The organism is Colwellia ponticola (assembly GCF_005885605.1).
Classification (GTDB): Bacteria; Pseudomonadota; Gammaproteobacteria; order Enterobacterales; family Alteromonadaceae; genus Colwellia; species Colwellia ponticola.
This window is the reverse complement of the sequence record NZ_SZVP01000006.1, coordinates 1-15,113: the sequence shown is the minus strand read 5'-3', so window position 1 is coordinate 15,113 and position 15,113 is coordinate 1. Positions and strand designations below refer to the sequence as shown.

Sequence of the window (15,113 nt, the reverse complement as noted above, 5' to 3'; positions counted from 1 at the left end):
TGTATATTGAATAACCATCAAGGAAGGTTTCAGCTTGAGCAAACATATCTTCTATTAACTCGGAAATGTAACCTTTCTTGCAGTCACTGTATCCGCTCTTCAAACCCTTCTTTTACTGAGATGATAGATATAGATCTAGCCTTTCAAATTATTTCTCAACTATCTTTAATTAGAAAAGAAGCTGTCATACTAATTAGCGGGGGAGAGCCGACACTCCACCCTTCATTCTATGAAATTGTAGAAAAAAGTGCTAAAAGCTTTAGAAAAGTAGTCGTTAATACGAACGGTTTAAGGTTTAGTCAACTCAAAAGAGTTGCTGACTTTGAAAATGTCTCTATTCAAATCTCTTTAGATGGTGATGAAAAAACTCACAATGGTATTAGAGGAGAAGGTACTTTTAAGAAAACTCTTATTAATATTAATAAACTGTTTGATTTAGGTATTAATGTTACGATAGCCTCTACAGTAACACGACATAACCTTCATTCTTTCAATAAACTTGACCATGCTTTATCACAAATAAACTTTTTATACTGGAACGTAAAACGTGTTGTTGGATCTGGTAGGGCTGATGATGGTGATGATGTTATAACTCCAGAATGGAACAAATTTGTTTCGAAAATAAAATACGAATCAACAAATTCTCGGCGCTTAAGAATTGCACCTATGTTTTCCGAAACTGCTATCTACAACTCAGCCAACACATCTAAAGAATCTAAAAACTCAAGCTTGCTGGCACAAAATTGTGGCACAGGTAGATCTAAACTGTACATAAACCCTAATGGTACTGTATACCCGTGTGCTTGTATGGAAGAAAATATTACTGGCGACTTTAAAATAAACACTACGGATGAGATCCTAAATGGATTAAGTACCTTGCCAATAAAACCTAAATTAGAAGCGACTTGCCACACATGCCCAGCTTGGGAGTTATGTCATGGTGGTTGTCCTGGCGCTTCCAGTAGAGCCAGGTTCCCTAACTTGGGAGATCCTAGGTGCTCAAATGCATTAAAAAGTATTATACACTATGAAATTTAAAGAGTTTCTCCTTCAAGAAAGTACTATTGACTTCTTTCAAAATTACTGGGGAAAAGATTTTTTGCATATAGCAAATATCCCTTCAGCCTTGCAAATAAAAACGCCTTCTAATTTATTAACTAAAATATTAGAACAACCTAGACTGAAATATCCTCAAATTAGAGTATTGAGTGGAGGGGGAGCATTAAGCCCTATTTTATATACAAAATCGAGTGAACACGGTTTAGATGAAACGATAGATCCAAAAAAAGTAGCTTACCTAGCTTGTAAACCAAACACTGTCAAAGTGGAAAACCTAGCTTCAATTTTACCAGAGTTCAAACTTTGGGATAACTTACTTTCGACGCTTTTTTCATCTAGGATCACTCTTAACGGGTATTTCTCATTTGGACCCAGCGACGGGATACCTATTCATTTCGATCCTCATCATATATTTGCTGTTCAACTTTACGGGCAAAAAGAATGGTCTCTTGGTGCGGAACAGTCTCAGCTATATCCACATAAGGCTGTCACAATTCTCAACGATTCAGAAGAGTTATCGCCACGTAAGTTAACGCTTAGTGAAAACGAAATATTATATCTACCTCCTGGGCGAACACACTCAGTAAAGACTGAGAAACAATCTATTCATATAGCCATTGGGATACATACACCGCGATGCTTTCACTCTATTTCAGATTTAGTTGATAGAGCAACTATTCGCCACCCAGAGCTTAGATCCGACCAGCCTTTTTCTGTTACTGAGGATAGCTTAACTTTCAAAGAATTAAGCAAAAATGATATTAAAATAATTTGCGATATTTTGCTTTCATCAGTAAACGATGATTAGTTTTTTTGATTTATCGAAAACAGAGTTAACCCCATTTATTAATAAGCTTTGGCGCTCTAGCTCAAGGAATGTTTCTCTGTATATTAGAGGCTCTTCATTACTGCCCATGGAGTCTAATTTAGGTAAGCCTATTGATATTGATTTTTTATTGTTCGCTCATGGCGAAATAAATAAGATAAAATCAATATCAGCTGAGATATCAAGCTATGCAAATGAAGCCTCTCCTTTAACTCCACACCTTGATATTAAAGTTATCAACTGTAGTGTTGAAAGCTCTGAATTATTATTTAATACCTTATTAGTTACAAAAACAGGTAAGTTGTTATATGGAAAAGACTTATCGGTCTCCACCGCGCTGCTTATCGATAAGCAGCGCGATATTATACTTTTTACCCTACTTGAAGCTGAGTCAAAGTTGAATTCAGTCATCCAAACCTCAAATAAAAAAATTCAAAATAAACGTGTCCCCCACCTATCAAAGGCAATATTACGCATTGCGGGCCTATTAAGATTAAAAGAGGGTTCTTATACGCGCTCTCCTCAGGGTTGCGCCGACGTTTTAAATAAAAGGTACCCTAAGATAATAAGGCATGTAGCGCTTATTCTTCACAGTTTTACGCTCCCTTTATTAACTGATGAGTTATTAATATCTTACTCTATCGTACTTAATGAAATTAAACAGGAGGTAGAACTTGCATAACATCTTTGGTGGCGGCACATGCCAAAAAGTGGCGTTACAGTTTGAAGGTCACTTACAAGATTTAATAATTTTTTCAATATGTTCTGATGAACGCTTGCCTGATGGGCTCGAGGAGCACCTGCAAAGTGAAAAAAGACCTCTACACTTATTAATTGTTGGCGACTTCATGGCGCTTCCCCCACCTACAGATGAAAGCCCCGCCTCATATGAAGCCATCAAACTGATACTAACTAACTCTGAAGTGAAGCAGATAAATGTGGGCTGGGTAAACGGTGCAGACATAGGTCCTAACTTATATCAAAACATGAAATGGCATGCTTTTCATTTACCACAAAATATACCTGATGAAAAAAAAGATATATCCCTGATAAATGATATTAACTTTCTATGTAGTGGTGAGAGGGAAGCTTATCTCCATGTATGTAACTTGCTTAATTTTCCTGTTTATGTGAGAGTCAAAAATGATAAAATTGTGACAATTGATCTGACTGATAATCAACTATATCCTAGAGGGCTTACTAACAATTTATCTAATAAACAGATGTTAGAACTGTGGCGTATTGTTTCTCAGCTACGGTATTTAAAAAAAATAAATGCATGTTTTAACGCACTGTCATTTTTGCCAGATTTTTCATATTTCACTCAGTTAGAGAAACTTGATTTACGGGGAAACCCACACCTAGATTTATATGAATTACATACAGCAAAATCACTTTCAAGTCTTAATATATCAGCATGCTCTTTGTCAGAACTTCCCAGTTCAATTAATTCGCTACCTAACTTAAAATCATTATTAGCCTACAAAAACCATATCACTGATATATCTAATATTAGGTTTCCAAAATCTATTGAGCGTATATCTTTGTATAGAAACCAAATTAGTAATAAGACTTTAGAGTTAGGTCACTGTGATAAGCTTCAGGAAGTAAACTTAGGTGCTAACCCAATTCTGAATATGACTTTAGTTACGTCACCACACTTGCGTACTTTGCAGCTTAGAGCAAGGTATACGAAAAGTTCTATAATCATTGCAGCTAGTGAGAACACTACTTTTTATATCCGTGAAGATTAACCTAAAGTTACGCTGTTTAATCAAAATATATTTATCTCTAAAACTTAGCCCATTGATTGCTTACAATCATGAAAGAGTGTCGACAAAAGCTCGCTATTTTATACGATACTATCGCAATAGTATCAGCTGCTAAGTCCGCTTGATTATTTTAAACTTTTACAATAAATGGTATACCATTAGCAGAAACAACTCCTTCAGGGTCTATGCGCCACTCAGTGATAACGCCTTCTTTAATAGGCTCAATAGCCTCATCATATCTTTCGCTCAAATAATGAAAATTTTGATTTTTAGAGCCTACCCAATTACGGTTTTGCTCAATAATATCAGACTCAAACTCCCCATCGACCACAATATCGACATGCCTTAAGAGCTTATCTATACCATTAAATTTATTCTCTTTTAATTCCTCAAGCTTATACCCTGTGAATAACATGACAGATAAGCCAATACTGTGTGCAAACTGAGCTAATTCCGATAGACCTGGAGCTTGCAGTACCGGCTCCCCTCCTAACAAGGTTATTCCTTCGATACCAAAATGACTTTTGTTTAACTCAATTTGCTTTTTCAGTTGATTAATATCGACCACATTCGCTGGTTCAACTTTTAAAAAATCAGGATTACAACAAGATGGACATCGCTTCAAGCAGCCTTGCACCCAAATAGCAGTACGAGTGCCAGGTCCTTCTACCTCTGTAGAGTTTACTACAGCAGCTAAGTTTAACCACGCCATTAATCCACCTCAAAATCAAAATTTTTACCTGCTTGAACAACTCTGATTGGGCGACCATTAAAACTAGTAGAGTCCGATAGACTTTCAAATAAAAACTCTGCTAATGGGTCAAAAAGAGCAAAAACCATAGCATTTAAAACCCCTCGCCCCCCAGCAGTTTTATCAACTTGCGAGACAATCGTAGTCAGGGCTTTATCTTCATTATCAAAAATGAGATCAGATATCCCCCATTTTTCTTTTAAGCGTATTTTTAGTGGTTCTAATTTTGCCTTCGCGATTGCAACCAGAAAGTCTGAATCCGTCATAAAATTAAAAGGCACTATATTTGCTTCACCAATTCGACCTAATAGTTCAGGGCGTTTTAACTCTTGAACAAAATGCTTTGTGACGTGGATTTTGAACTGTTCGAGCGCTTGCTCGCCAGGTTTGATTTCACTGGCACCGATATTTGAAGTGAACACGATAAATGTGTCAGAAAAATTAACGGTCTCTCCCTTACCATCAGTAAGCCGGCCATCTTCCAGAATTTGCAGAAACTTATCTAAAATTCGTGGGTGTGCTTTTTCAATTTCATCAAACAATAGCAGTGAGAACGGTCTTTTTTTCACAGCATTCGTCAGTTGGCCACCTTCCTCATAACCGACATACCCAGGGGGCGCGCCTACTAGTCGCTGATCGGCATGCTCATGATTAAATTCAGACATATCAAATCGCATACAGGCATCTTCATCGCCAAATAAAAAGCTCGCAAGGGATTTTGCCAATTCAGTTTTGCCGACACCTGTGGGTCCAACAAAAAACAGCGCTCCTTTGGGCATTCTAGATTTTGCCGAATGCTGTAATCCGGATAAACCAGTAAATGCTCTTACTAACACTTTCCTCACTAATTTAATCGCTTCGTCTTGCCCTTTAACTCGCTGTTGTAGCGTACTCTCAACATCTTTCAATTTATCGTAGTTCAATTGCTCCCAAGGCGATTCTTTTTTCCCGTAACGATATAATGATACTAATGCATCTAACGATAAGGCTTCTTGCTGTTGGCGGGAGAGACGAGCGAGTTGGTTAATCTCACGAAGCGTTAAAGAGTCTGTCAAATCAACAAAATCTTCCAATAATCGAGAACCAATGATAGGGCGTTCTTCAAGGTTGAAAGTAGTTGAAAGACCCAGTATTGCTTGTTGGCGTTCAGCGCGGTTTGGCAAAGGAACAACCACTTCACCAAACTGAGGATTGCCTACTGTAAGTTGCGGGGGCAATTTGTTCGCGCCTTCACAGACAAAGACCATTAAACTCTGCACTTTATCTATTTCTGTGTGGGACATCTCATCTGCTGAGTCACGAAGGTTTTGTAATAGTTGGGATAACCAGCCACGCTCTTGCTCTGACAGTGCATTTACTTGCCCAAATAGTAAATTAGACCAATCTATAATAAACGCTACTTTTGGCAAGTTAGCATTTAGCATCACACGCTGTGCTACAGCAAAAAAGTCCTGCGGCGTTAGTTCTGTTTGCCCAGCATCTGCTTGTTGTTTTTCATCCGGAGTCTCATCATCAAAATCATAATCATCTCCCTCTATTAATTCAGATGGTGGGGCTGATGATAACTGTAACTCACTCCAATTTTCTTGTGATATCCCTGAAATTCCTCCCACCCTTGAATAATGAATAACATGCTTAAAACCAAGCTTTTCAAATGTATTGTTTAACACATGCTTGAAAGGTTTCTGCGTCCCCTCTTGGTTGAATACACTATTATTAACATTACCGCTGATAACAATACCTCGGCGTAACTTAGCCTGACGAGAAAGATCTCCGAGCCACTCTGACATATGGGGTTTATTCATATTCATATCCCTATCCTTTTGAATTCATTGTTTGTGATGGAATGGGCTTCATTTGAGCATCCTCATCGTCAGGGTTGCTCCACACGACACGTGAGTCAGACAAATCAACCCCATATACTTCATTGAGCTTAGGAAGCACTTGTTCAATATCCTTCTTACAGGTTTGCCCTTTATAATTATCAAATTCATAGGTGCAACTACCATCTAGGCGTATTTTAAATTTTGCTCTATTTCCTGCGGGCCTACTAGCGGCAATAATAACCTCTCGAACTCCTTCTTTAGTTTCGACCATCTTAGGTTTTTGCACCGTGAAACCAGTGATTTTCAACGTGTTGTAAATGGCTTTTACGGTTTCTTTTCTTATAGCTTCATTTTCGAATATTTCATCAGCTCGATCTGATAGTTGATCTATTTCTTTAAGCTGCTCATTTGCATCTTGAGGATTAACTGAAAGAATTTTATCCGCTTGCGCGGTAAATTTTTTAGATTCTTCACCAGGAAGGCTTGGTGAAACAATTTCAACAATCGCTTGGGCAACGTCACGATTAGTTATGTGTTGTGTTTCCTTTTCTATTAGCGCCCTATGATTCACTGCTTTTTCTAGACCTTTCTTTTTAAGCTTCTGAAACTGGACTAACAAATCTTGAGTTTTTCCAAAAGACTGCTCTGAAAATACCTGTTGCTCAAGTTCTTTAATTTCTTTAAGCATTAAGTTCAGTGATAATTTATCAGACCAATTACGTAGCTCTTCATTCCAAGCACTACTAATTTGTACTTTTCTTTCTTTCTTTGCATTAGCTCTAACTTCAAGCTCATCTCTATGTTGTTGGTATTGTGCTTCTTCAACTTGCACTTTAATACGCCGCGCAACATTGCGTAGAGCATAAATTTCATTGCCTAGTGATTTAGATCGCTCTCTAGCCCTAAACGGATCGCTAGCAAGACCAGCTTCTATTTGCCCAAGCTGAGATAAACAGCTGTCATAACGTTCTTGTACATACTCAGCTAAACCTTGCTGTTGTATACTAGCTAATTCATTGTGGTAACGTTCAATAAATGAATTTGTTGTATTGCGCACCCGCTCCTCGGCAACTCTCTGGCGTTGTTCACGCTCTAATCTGTAGCGCGCATCATGTATCTGACTCATTTCCAGTTCCTTTTCTTCGACTTTTTATTTGACGAGCTAGCAAGGTATTCCTGTGTCGACTTATTTACTATTCCTTCAGCATTGGCCATATTTCTTAAATTTTTATCATCGGTAAGTAGTAACGAACTACACAATCTATAATAAACAGCCACAGAGAGAATATGCATATCTGGCGAGTCTAATGAAGCTCTATCCATTTTTTCTACAAGCTCGATATGAGATGGCTCATAATTTTTCCACTCATTTAGTCGATTAATTGCTGCTCTGGCACGCTTAGCCTTATCAGTCCACCCACCTTCATTCTTATCTTCTTTTAATCCTTCAAGCTCGCGTAGCACAGTTACAGGCATTATAAGCTGATCTGAAGGCTTTATTTTATCTAAGAGAGGTAGGTTATGCATGAGGCAATTGGTGTCAATGACGATAATACGTTTATTGATTTTTTGTGGGTCTTTATAGTGCGCAGCAAAGTGTGCCAGCGCTTTTGCAACCTTATCTTTAAGTATTGCTAAATTAGAGTTATTGAAGATAGAGGAGCAAAGTATCCCATGAAGCACATTAACGTGATCGCAAAGGTTATGTAAGAATTTATAATGTGCAACATTAAGCTTTAACAGATCATAGTTGTTTAAGCTTAATAAGTCCTGGCCTGTTTTATTTTTAAGTGACACATAAATATCGGCTAATTCTGCTAACGTCTTAGAAATAGACAAACTAGAAACGGGATCAGATTTTATAATAGCACGGTCAATCAGCGAAATTGCACACTCAGGCGTTAAGTTATCTAACGGTATTTCTTGATCATTAAACAACTGAGCATAATTAGTCACCTCCTCTTTACTCCTTAAAAGCTTAACTTTACTTTTGAAGCTATGAGGGGGTAAATTATGGACAAGCTTCTTCATTTTTTCATAATATTCGACCACTTTAGGCATATATGAGCTAGGCAAGCGCTCAACGGCCTGTTCGGGGTCGATGACAGCAGAGAAAATGACAATATTAATATCGTCATTTGTAAGTAAAAACTGCTCAAATTCATTTACTTTTTTATCTGACTGAACAAGTAGAGCAAGATCTATTTCCCGAGGTTGTCCACGATATGAAACTTCCGAGAGTCCCGTTTTTAATTCGCTCCCTTCTTTAGACTCACTTATAATTAACGCTTCTACGCCCCCATCAAACTCGAGTGGACACTCGTTGATCGTTAATATTTTATCAACCAGTGATATTTCTTGTGATGGCGCTAAAATAACAGTCGCTACGTCCGTCTTAATCCTATCTACCAAAGAAAATAGGTAGTGGGGTTTTTGTTTAACAATCAGATCGTTTACTTTATCTACGGCTGCTACAGCATGTACCTGTGCCCAATCAATTTTAAAAGGCTGATTATTATAATTTGTAGAAAAGATAGGTGAGACCAAAAACTGCCAAAGATACTCCGCTTCAGCTGCTTCTAGCCACCCTGAGAAATCATTGTCATTAGAAAGGATTGTCATATTCCCATTGTGATTGATATCTATTTTAAAGGTTTTTCGATCACGCAGCTCCCCGCTAAATACAGACTCTATACTTTTAACTCTCTCATTCGGTTTTTTTTGCCAGTCTAGATATATTTTGTCATCGACAAGCGGCTCTACAACAGAAAGCGTGACTCGCATCCCCTCGCTAGGAAGACACTTTACATCCGGATATGAATCTATCTTTATTTGATTTTTACCAATTAACGCTCCTGAGAGGGGGTGGTAATACGTCGTTTCCGTCGTATTTTTACTTTTACTCGGCAACGCATTTTCAGCGAGAAAGTTACGCCCGTCTGTGGTGATTAAAATGTCATTACACTTCAATGCTGCGCCGTCTGATATTGTGTGGGTATCTAAAAATTCGACAGCCTTGAAGTCACTTAAATACCTAAGAGCTTCTACAAAAAAGACAGAATTAACTTTCAACTGCTTCGCTATATTTTCAAGGCTATAAGCACCTAGTTGTTCTGAGTGCTTAGCAAATAACTGTAATATGCTTTTCTCAAATACGGTAGGACGACGTACAGTTTGGTAGGCCACCTTAGAATCTATTTTAAAAACAGGAATATCTATTTTAACATTATGTTCGTAAATCATCTTTGTACTCCTTTACCTACTGATTTGTCCCGAGCAAATTGTTCCGCCATTTCCTGTGCATGAAAAATACGAGCATCGCGATCTAACTGAGCAAAAATTTGACGATAAACCTGCTTCTTCTGTTTCCCTGGCTTATCCATGTTAGGGAGCCATACGTCTCTTGTTTCCAGCATATTCCGCGCGCCAAAAACGATCAGTAAATTTTGTGCTCGCGACATAGCAACATTAATAAACTCATATCGCGCAATGTTAGCCTTAGCTGATCTACGCTTCTCTTTTGGTCCCCCATCGTTACGCACTAAACTCATAAGAATGATTGGCTTTTCTTTGCCTTGGTACCTTATAACGGTGTTAATCTCAACATGGATTGCATTAAATTGAACCTTGCCATTATTTGCTTTTTTAATTTCATCACGAATAACCCGACATTGTGCCGCATAGAAAGAGACAACCCCAACGTCTTGCTTTTTCTTTTGCCTATTACCAAAACCTTGCTTTAGACATTGCTGGTTTATCTCAACGAGCGTTTGAGCAATGAGCGCCGCTTCTAAGCGATTGGTTCTATCTTCACTCTCTTTAAAAGGTTTTCTCTTTAAATCGAGAGAAGTGTCAATCCACAGTACATGGTCATCCGCTGATAGAAGTGTATTATTATGGCTTTGTAATAGAATATTGTGCGATCGATCTTTTTCTTTATTTCCGCATATAAGTTGCCCATCATAAAAATTATTTACAAAACTCATAATTTGCGGATGCATACGGTATTGTTCCGTTAGTCTTTCTTTAATCGATTCATCTGCATTCTCAAAATGCTCTTTAAAAAGTGATGCTGTCACCATCTTTTCGAAACGTTGTAAATTGTCTTTAGTCAGTAGTGTTTCTGTTGCATCGTCTTCAGACTCCTCTACTTTATCAGTAAAGGCTTGCGCATCTTGGCTTTCTTGAAAAACAGGTGGCAATTGACGATGGTCGCCAACCAAGACTGCTCGGCGAGCTCGCATCAAAGGTAACAATAACTCTACAGGTGTTGCTTTAGAGACTTCATCAATTATTACGGTATCAAAGCTTTCCATGCCTGCATCTCTAAGAGTTCTCTCACTTTCATTACACGAAATGGCCACTAAATTACAATTTTCAATAAACGTTTCACTGACATGCTCCCAGTCATATTGCGCTGAATTTTCTCCTGCTAGATTTTCAGCCCAATCAGTTAAGAAGTTTTGCAGTGGTGCTTGTTTTTTATCTTCCTCCATAGCCACGTGCATTTGTTCTTCATATTCTTTTTTGGCTTTTATTAAGCATCCTCTCAAGCTACAGCTCAACCCGTCACTGCGATCAGACACTAATTTAGAAGCACTTGAGTGGAGTGTTTCAAGGCGGTTGCTTTGTGACTCTAATTTTTGATCTATTTGCTCAAGCGAAGCATTTATTTCTTTTAATTCTTTATCAGACGGCTCTTTAATATCTTTATTTTCAATTAACCATTGTTTTAACTGAACCATTACATCGTGTAAGGCTTTTTTAATGTCTTGTTTAAGAAGCTCTAAATTATCAATACGGGATGCTAATAATGTGTGAGTGTAAGAGGCATCGGTGACATTGCAGATATCTCTACCATCATCAAAGCAATTGTAAGTAGCAATATCTAACCCTGTAGCTTGGCTTTTTAGCGTTTTAATCTGTTTTCTGACTTTGCGCCATTGTCCAGCTAACTCCTCAGTATCATCTTCATCCATCAGCTCAGCTAACTCAATTTCACGATTTTTCAGTGATGCTAACTTTTCCTTAACCAAATTATTTTGTAATGCACCTCGTCCAGCATCTCGAAGTCGTAACAAGTCAGTTTGAATAGCTGGAAGCTGACTCGTAACCTTAGACCAAGTAGCGAGTAACGCATTGAGCACTAGTAAACATGAATTTTGATTATCAAGTTGATTAAAATTCAAAAAAGCAGTATCAACTTCAATGTTAAGTTCAGCCATCGTTTGCAATTTTCGAAGCAATTTTTCACTCACATTTGGAAGAAATGAGTCATGTACAAACTCCCACTTTTGGTCTTCAATGTTCATTAAAGAGTTTTTTGTTGACTCCTGTCGTTTAATCAACGCTTCATAATTTGCGATAGCCCCTCTATAGGCTTGCTGCTCATTGCTTAGGCGCTCTTTAATTAATTTTCTTTCCTGACGCAGGGCTTTGTGCTTCTCTTGAGCAGAATTCACATCAGAATCAACATATTCAGCTTCATTAATCCATAATTTCAGTTGCGTGAACTCTTTATCGCGCTTCTTTTTTGGCTCAATCCACTGCTCTGCTACATGTGTTCTTAGGCTTGAATAATAGCGTTCCAATGCTTTATCTTCTGCAAAACCTTTACCTTCATCGGTGATCTTCCCTTTACCACGCGCAAGGCGGATCGCCCTTAATTCAGGACGGTTATGAATACAGCTTAAAGCATTATCGATGGCATCGTGAGATTGGCTGGCAAGTAAAATCGTTTCACCTTTACGCGCCAGCTGAAGAATGGCTTCTGCGATAACGGTAGTTTTACCAGTTCCTGGAGGGCCTTGCACCAAACATAAGTCTGGTGCAGACATCATCTTATTGACTGCGAGCTTCTGAGAGTCGTTTAATTGATCGTTAAACCAAGATTCAATGTTGGCATCATTTTTTGATGTATTTGCTTGAGTAATATCAAACAAATAGCTCGACAAGTATGGGGAATAACAACTCTCATTCTGGCGAAGGTTTCTCACTGTTTGTTCATGTCGTTTGATTAGAGCAAGATCACCTACGGAGGGAAACGAAATAAAACCTTGCTCAGGAATAGCATTAAGTAATGCTTTGACGACTTGGTCAAACTCTGACTCTGTAATAGAAGGCAGCTGTGCTTCTTCAGCTTTATAGTCTGCTTTAATTAATTCAACATGCCTCTGTGCATTATCAATTTTATTCTTCCAATCCTCAGATGGTTCAACGACTAAATAAGCTAAAGTAGGGTCATTAATGCCGCTCTCATTCAAATAATTAATATGAGCAGTATTCTCCTTAATTGCAGTGGCGTCTAATTTATTAATCTTACCTTTAAGCTGCCCAAGCTCTTCACCGCGGGGGATACGGTTAGACTTTTTCTTAGCATCAAGTTCGAAATGCCACTTGTTTTGGGAGATCCCCAACTCGAACGCCTCAAGACTTTTTCTTTTAAATAAATTACTCGCCCGATTAATTGACTGTTCATCTTCACTTACAACAAGAAACGCTAAGTTATTATCCGGAGTGACCGAACATTCCAAATACCTCAGGCCAATCGTTTTACGATCGACTAATTGCCTTTTAAAAGTCAAAAACTCTTGCCAAGCTTCCAACCTCTCAGCAGCCTTTACTGAAATCGCTGGTAGTGATTCTGCCAGCTCCCTTGTTAATATATTATTCGTACAGCGAGGCTCAGGGCGTATTGAACTAGCAGATGTGAGCGTTTCCACCTCATAAGCAGTAGCATTTTCATCATTAAAACTAGTAAAAATATCTTCGGGGATAAACACAGGATTTCTCTGATTCACTCCCCAATAGCCTCTAATGCAGATAGTACTGGTGATTGGTAAATATTCAATAAACTCACCATGGTTAGGTATGCGTATAGCGAGATTAATTCGTTCAGTTGCATCATCTCTTATTGATAAATTAGCTACAAAATAGGGTAGCGGAATATTCTCTATAAAAAAATCATTCAAAAATTTATCTAGTTGATCTTCTGGAACATCACTGTGTTTTTGATACTTTTCTTTTAGCGTGGGGTATTTAAAAAATAAGCGTTTTAATGAATCTTTTAAGCGCTTTTCACTCCGGTTAGATTCGTTACTCCAATACAAAACCCCTTCCATCTTTTTATTCGTTTCAGGAGCTATATTATTATCAAATAAATTCGACGAGTTCTCCTCTTGGTGTCTTTCATTTTCAGATGACATATCATCAAAGTGATTATCCATAACTATCCTTATTTTCCTTTGCACCAATTATTAGATTCCAAGTCTTTCAAATTTTTATAAATATTCGACCAAATTGGAAGTAAACTTCGAACTTAGTGAGCTAATACAATTTTGAGCTGTAAAGCCAGTTAACTAATCACTTGAGTAAGTTTGCTCTATTCATGATTTATATACGACGATGTGTCAAAGCCCAATATAACAAGGCCTTTCCAACTTTACTTTTATGACAGTAATTGTTTTTTCAACTAAAGTGAAGATATCCTCAACAGTATTCGATTACAAATCAAAACGTTAAAACAACTCATTAACCAGCACATTCAGTGCTACAGACAATTTCTGTACTTCAATATCTGTTACTCTCCTGACATTAGCCTCAATTTTAGCTAGAGTACTTCTGCTAATTTGCCAACCGGCAAGATTACACTTAGCCACAAACTGCTCTTGAGTCCAACCTTTAGTCTCACGAATTGTTCTTACGTTCTTTCCAACAATATTCATAACTTTTCTTGCTCTGATATCGGAGCTTGATTGTCACAAATAAAAAGCCTAAAATTGCTCCGCTATCGGAGCACTGCGTTTTATTTCCTCAAGTTGGAGTGTTTTTTTGAAAATTGATGTTTTAGTGGTTCAAATAATTGTTGCGCCCAACTTTGATAACTTCACCACGAGCGAAGTCAGATCATCATATATTACGTTAAAAAATGATGATTCTTTAGATCCTGTTAAGCTCAGAAAAAAACTTTATGCAGAACTTTTAAAACTGGTGAAAAAAAGTTGGCTGAATAAGAAGTCTTCAAATATTAAAGGACTCACCCGTTTTAGTAAAACAGCATTATTTGACGCTAACGAATTAACTAAAAATACGAAGACTGAAGTTGAAGTTAAGCCATTTTCTGGTAGCACTAAACCGCATACGTTGGCAACGAAGTTAAATCACTATAAAGCCGAATTATTATTAAACATTGGTGAAACAGAAGCATATAAAGAAATTTATACTGAATTCCCAGAATTAGTTAATGAAATACAGTCTCAGTACAACGTTGCTAGAGATAACAACACAAAAATATTAGGGAAAATAAGAGCGATTGAAGGCTTAATGAAGCACGATGAATGTGCATAGGTTTAGTGTAATGAAATCAGCTGAGTTTTTGGATAATTTGAACAGCCAATTTAGCGTTTGTGATGCCAATATGGGCAAACTACCGCATCGCACACGTTTAGAGGCAGATGTAGAAACGGGTGAGTCTATTTTGCTAATGCCAAAAGATGTATATGGTGATTATGCTGAGATTGGTGATGTTATTTTGTTTAAGAAAGCATCTAAATGCCGAATTAAGCTAATAAACATGAGCTGTAAAGTGGTATCTCTAACTCGGTTTGCTCGAGAGTATAATTCCATTATCCGCCAGTTAAGTTCTGCTCAACACCCTTTAAATAGAGTTATTTTGAGCTGCCATAGACAACACTATTTACTAAAACTTCCCGCTTAAGTTGTTGAGCTGTATCAGCTAAAAGCAATGAACAATAACGACGAGTTAAAATAGTATTGCTGGGTGCATATTCTCTCCACCTTTGATCACCCAGTGGCATTAACTTTGATCGCTTATTCTCATTAAGCTTTGATCACTAGTATCACGTGTAAATGATCACTTT

12 protein-coding genes are annotated in these 15,113 nt (G+C 37.7%); 6 read left to right on the top strand and 6 right to left on the bottom strand.

Annotated features, from left to right (window positions below; all coding sequences use genetic code 11):
* Window positions 1-6 precede the first annotated feature (6 nt).
* Genes FCS21_RS08295 through FCS21_RS08280 form a run of 4 tightly spaced genes read left to right on the top strand, consistent with a single transcriptional unit; the run spans window position 7 to window position 3,639 of the window.
* On the top strand, window positions 7-1,038 hold the full coding sequence (locus FCS21_RS08295) for a radical SAM/SPASM domain-containing protein (RefSeq protein WP_138622319.1): 1,032 nt from the start codon (window positions 7-9) through the stop codon (window positions 1,036-1,038).
* Window positions 1,028-1,867, top strand: coding sequence for a JmjC domain-containing protein (locus FCS21_RS08290; RefSeq protein ID WP_138622317.1), 840 nt, complete (start codon window positions 1,028-1,030; stop codon window positions 1,865-1,867). Before FCS21_RS08295 ends, FCS21_RS08290 begins: the two co-directional genes overlap by 11 nt.
* Complete coding sequence (locus FCS21_RS08285) at window positions 1,860-2,567, top strand: hypothetical protein (protein ID WP_138622315.1); 708 nt, start codon at window positions 1,860-1,862, stop codon at window positions 2,565-2,567. Before FCS21_RS08290 ends, FCS21_RS08285 begins: the two co-directional genes overlap by 8 nt.
* A complete protein-coding gene (locus FCS21_RS08280) occupies window positions 2,560-3,639 on the top strand; it encodes a leucine-rich repeat domain-containing protein (protein ID WP_138622313.1) in 1,080 nt (359 codons plus the stop codon). The genes FCS21_RS08285 and FCS21_RS08280 overlap by 8 nt, the downstream gene beginning before the upstream one ends.
* Window positions 3,640-3,787: 148 nt before the next feature.
* Here FCS21_RS08280 and FCS21_RS08275 read toward each other — a convergent pair whose 3' ends face one another.
* From FCS21_RS08275 to FCS21_RS08250, 6 genes are all read right to left on the bottom strand, one after another.
* Window positions 3,788-4,369 carry a 4Fe-4S single cluster domain-containing protein gene (locus FCS21_RS08275; protein WP_138622311.1) on the bottom strand — a complete coding sequence of 194 codons (582 nt, stop codon included), beginning with the start codon at window positions 4,367-4,369 and terminating at the stop codon, window positions 3,788-3,790.
* Complete coding sequence (locus FCS21_RS08270; RefSeq protein ID WP_246047126.1) at window positions 4,369-6,219, bottom strand: AAA family ATPase; 1,851 nt, start codon at window positions 6,217-6,219, stop codon at window positions 4,369-4,371. The genes FCS21_RS08275 and FCS21_RS08270 overlap by 1 nt, the downstream gene beginning before the upstream one ends.
* Window positions 6,220-6,223: 4 nt before the next feature.
* Window positions 6,224-7,360, bottom strand: coding sequence for a hypothetical protein (locus tag FCS21_RS08265; protein ID WP_138622309.1), 1,137 nt, complete (start codon window positions 7,358-7,360; stop codon window positions 6,224-6,226).
* Window positions 7,357-9,477, bottom strand: coding sequence for a PIN domain-containing protein (locus FCS21_RS08260; protein WP_138622307.1), 2,121 nt, complete (start codon window positions 9,475-9,477; stop codon window positions 7,357-7,359). Before FCS21_RS08260 ends, FCS21_RS08265 begins: the two co-directional genes overlap by 4 nt.
* Window positions 9,474-13,460: a DEAD/DEAH box helicase gene (locus FCS21_RS08255; protein ID WP_138622305.1), complete on the bottom strand. Its 3,987-nt coding sequence runs from the start codon at window positions 13,458-13,460 to the stop codon at window positions 9,474-9,476. The genes FCS21_RS08260 and FCS21_RS08255 overlap by 4 nt, the downstream gene beginning before the upstream one ends.
* Window positions 13,461-13,751: 291 nt before the next feature.
* On the bottom strand, window positions 13,752-13,958 hold the full coding sequence (locus FCS21_RS08250; protein ID WP_138622303.1) for a helix-turn-helix domain-containing protein: 207 nt from the start codon (window positions 13,956-13,958) through the stop codon (window positions 13,752-13,754).
* Window positions 13,959-14,064: 106 nt separating this feature from the next.
* Here FCS21_RS08250 and FCS21_RS08245 point away from each other — a divergent pair, with 106 nt between their 5' ends.
* Window positions 14,065-14,580, top strand: coding sequence for a VspR family transcription factor (locus FCS21_RS08245; RefSeq protein WP_138622301.1), 516 nt, complete (start codon window positions 14,065-14,067; stop codon window positions 14,578-14,580).
* A gap of 10 nt (window positions 14,581-14,590) precedes the next feature.
* The gene (locus FCS21_RS08240; RefSeq protein WP_138622299.1) at window positions 14,591-14,950 is read left to right on the top strand and encodes a hypothetical protein; all 360 of its coding nucleotides are present in this window, start codon (window positions 14,591-14,593) and stop codon (window positions 14,948-14,950) included.
* The last annotated feature ends 163 nt before the right edge of the window (window positions 14,951-15,113 follow it).

Coding starts and splice junctions, on each gene's coding strand:
- FCS21_RS08250 (WP_138622303.1), bottom strand. CDS start 13,958: ATGAATATTGTTGGAAAGAACGTAAGAACAATTCGTGAGACTAAAGGT.
- FCS21_RS08255 (WP_138622305.1), bottom strand. CDS start 13,460: ATGGATAATCACTTTGATGATATGTCATCTGAAAATGAAAGACACCAA.
- FCS21_RS08270 (WP_246047126.1), bottom strand. CDS start 6,219: ATGAATATGAATAAACCCCATATGTCAGAGTGGCTCGGAGATCTTTCT.
- FCS21_RS08265 (WP_138622309.1), bottom strand. CDS start 7,360: ATGAGTCAGATACATGATGCGCGCTACAGATTAGAGCGTGAACAACGC.
- FCS21_RS08240 (WP_138622299.1), top strand. CDS start 14,591: ATGAAATCAGCTGAGTTTTTGGATAATTTGAACAGCCAATTTAGCGTT.
- FCS21_RS08290 (WP_138622317.1), top strand. CDS start 1,028: ATGAAATTTAAAGAGTTTCTCCTTCAAGAAAGTACTATTGACTTCTTT.
- FCS21_RS08260 (WP_138622307.1), bottom strand. CDS start 9,477: ATGATTTACGAACATAATGTTAAAATAGATATTCCTGTTTTTAAAATA.
- FCS21_RS08285 (WP_138622315.1), top strand. CDS start 1,860: ATGATTAGTTTTTTTGATTTATCGAAAACAGAGTTAACCCCATTTATT.
- FCS21_RS08275 (WP_138622311.1), bottom strand. CDS start 4,369: ATGGCGTGGTTAAACTTAGCTGCTGTAGTAAACTCTACAGAGGTAGAA.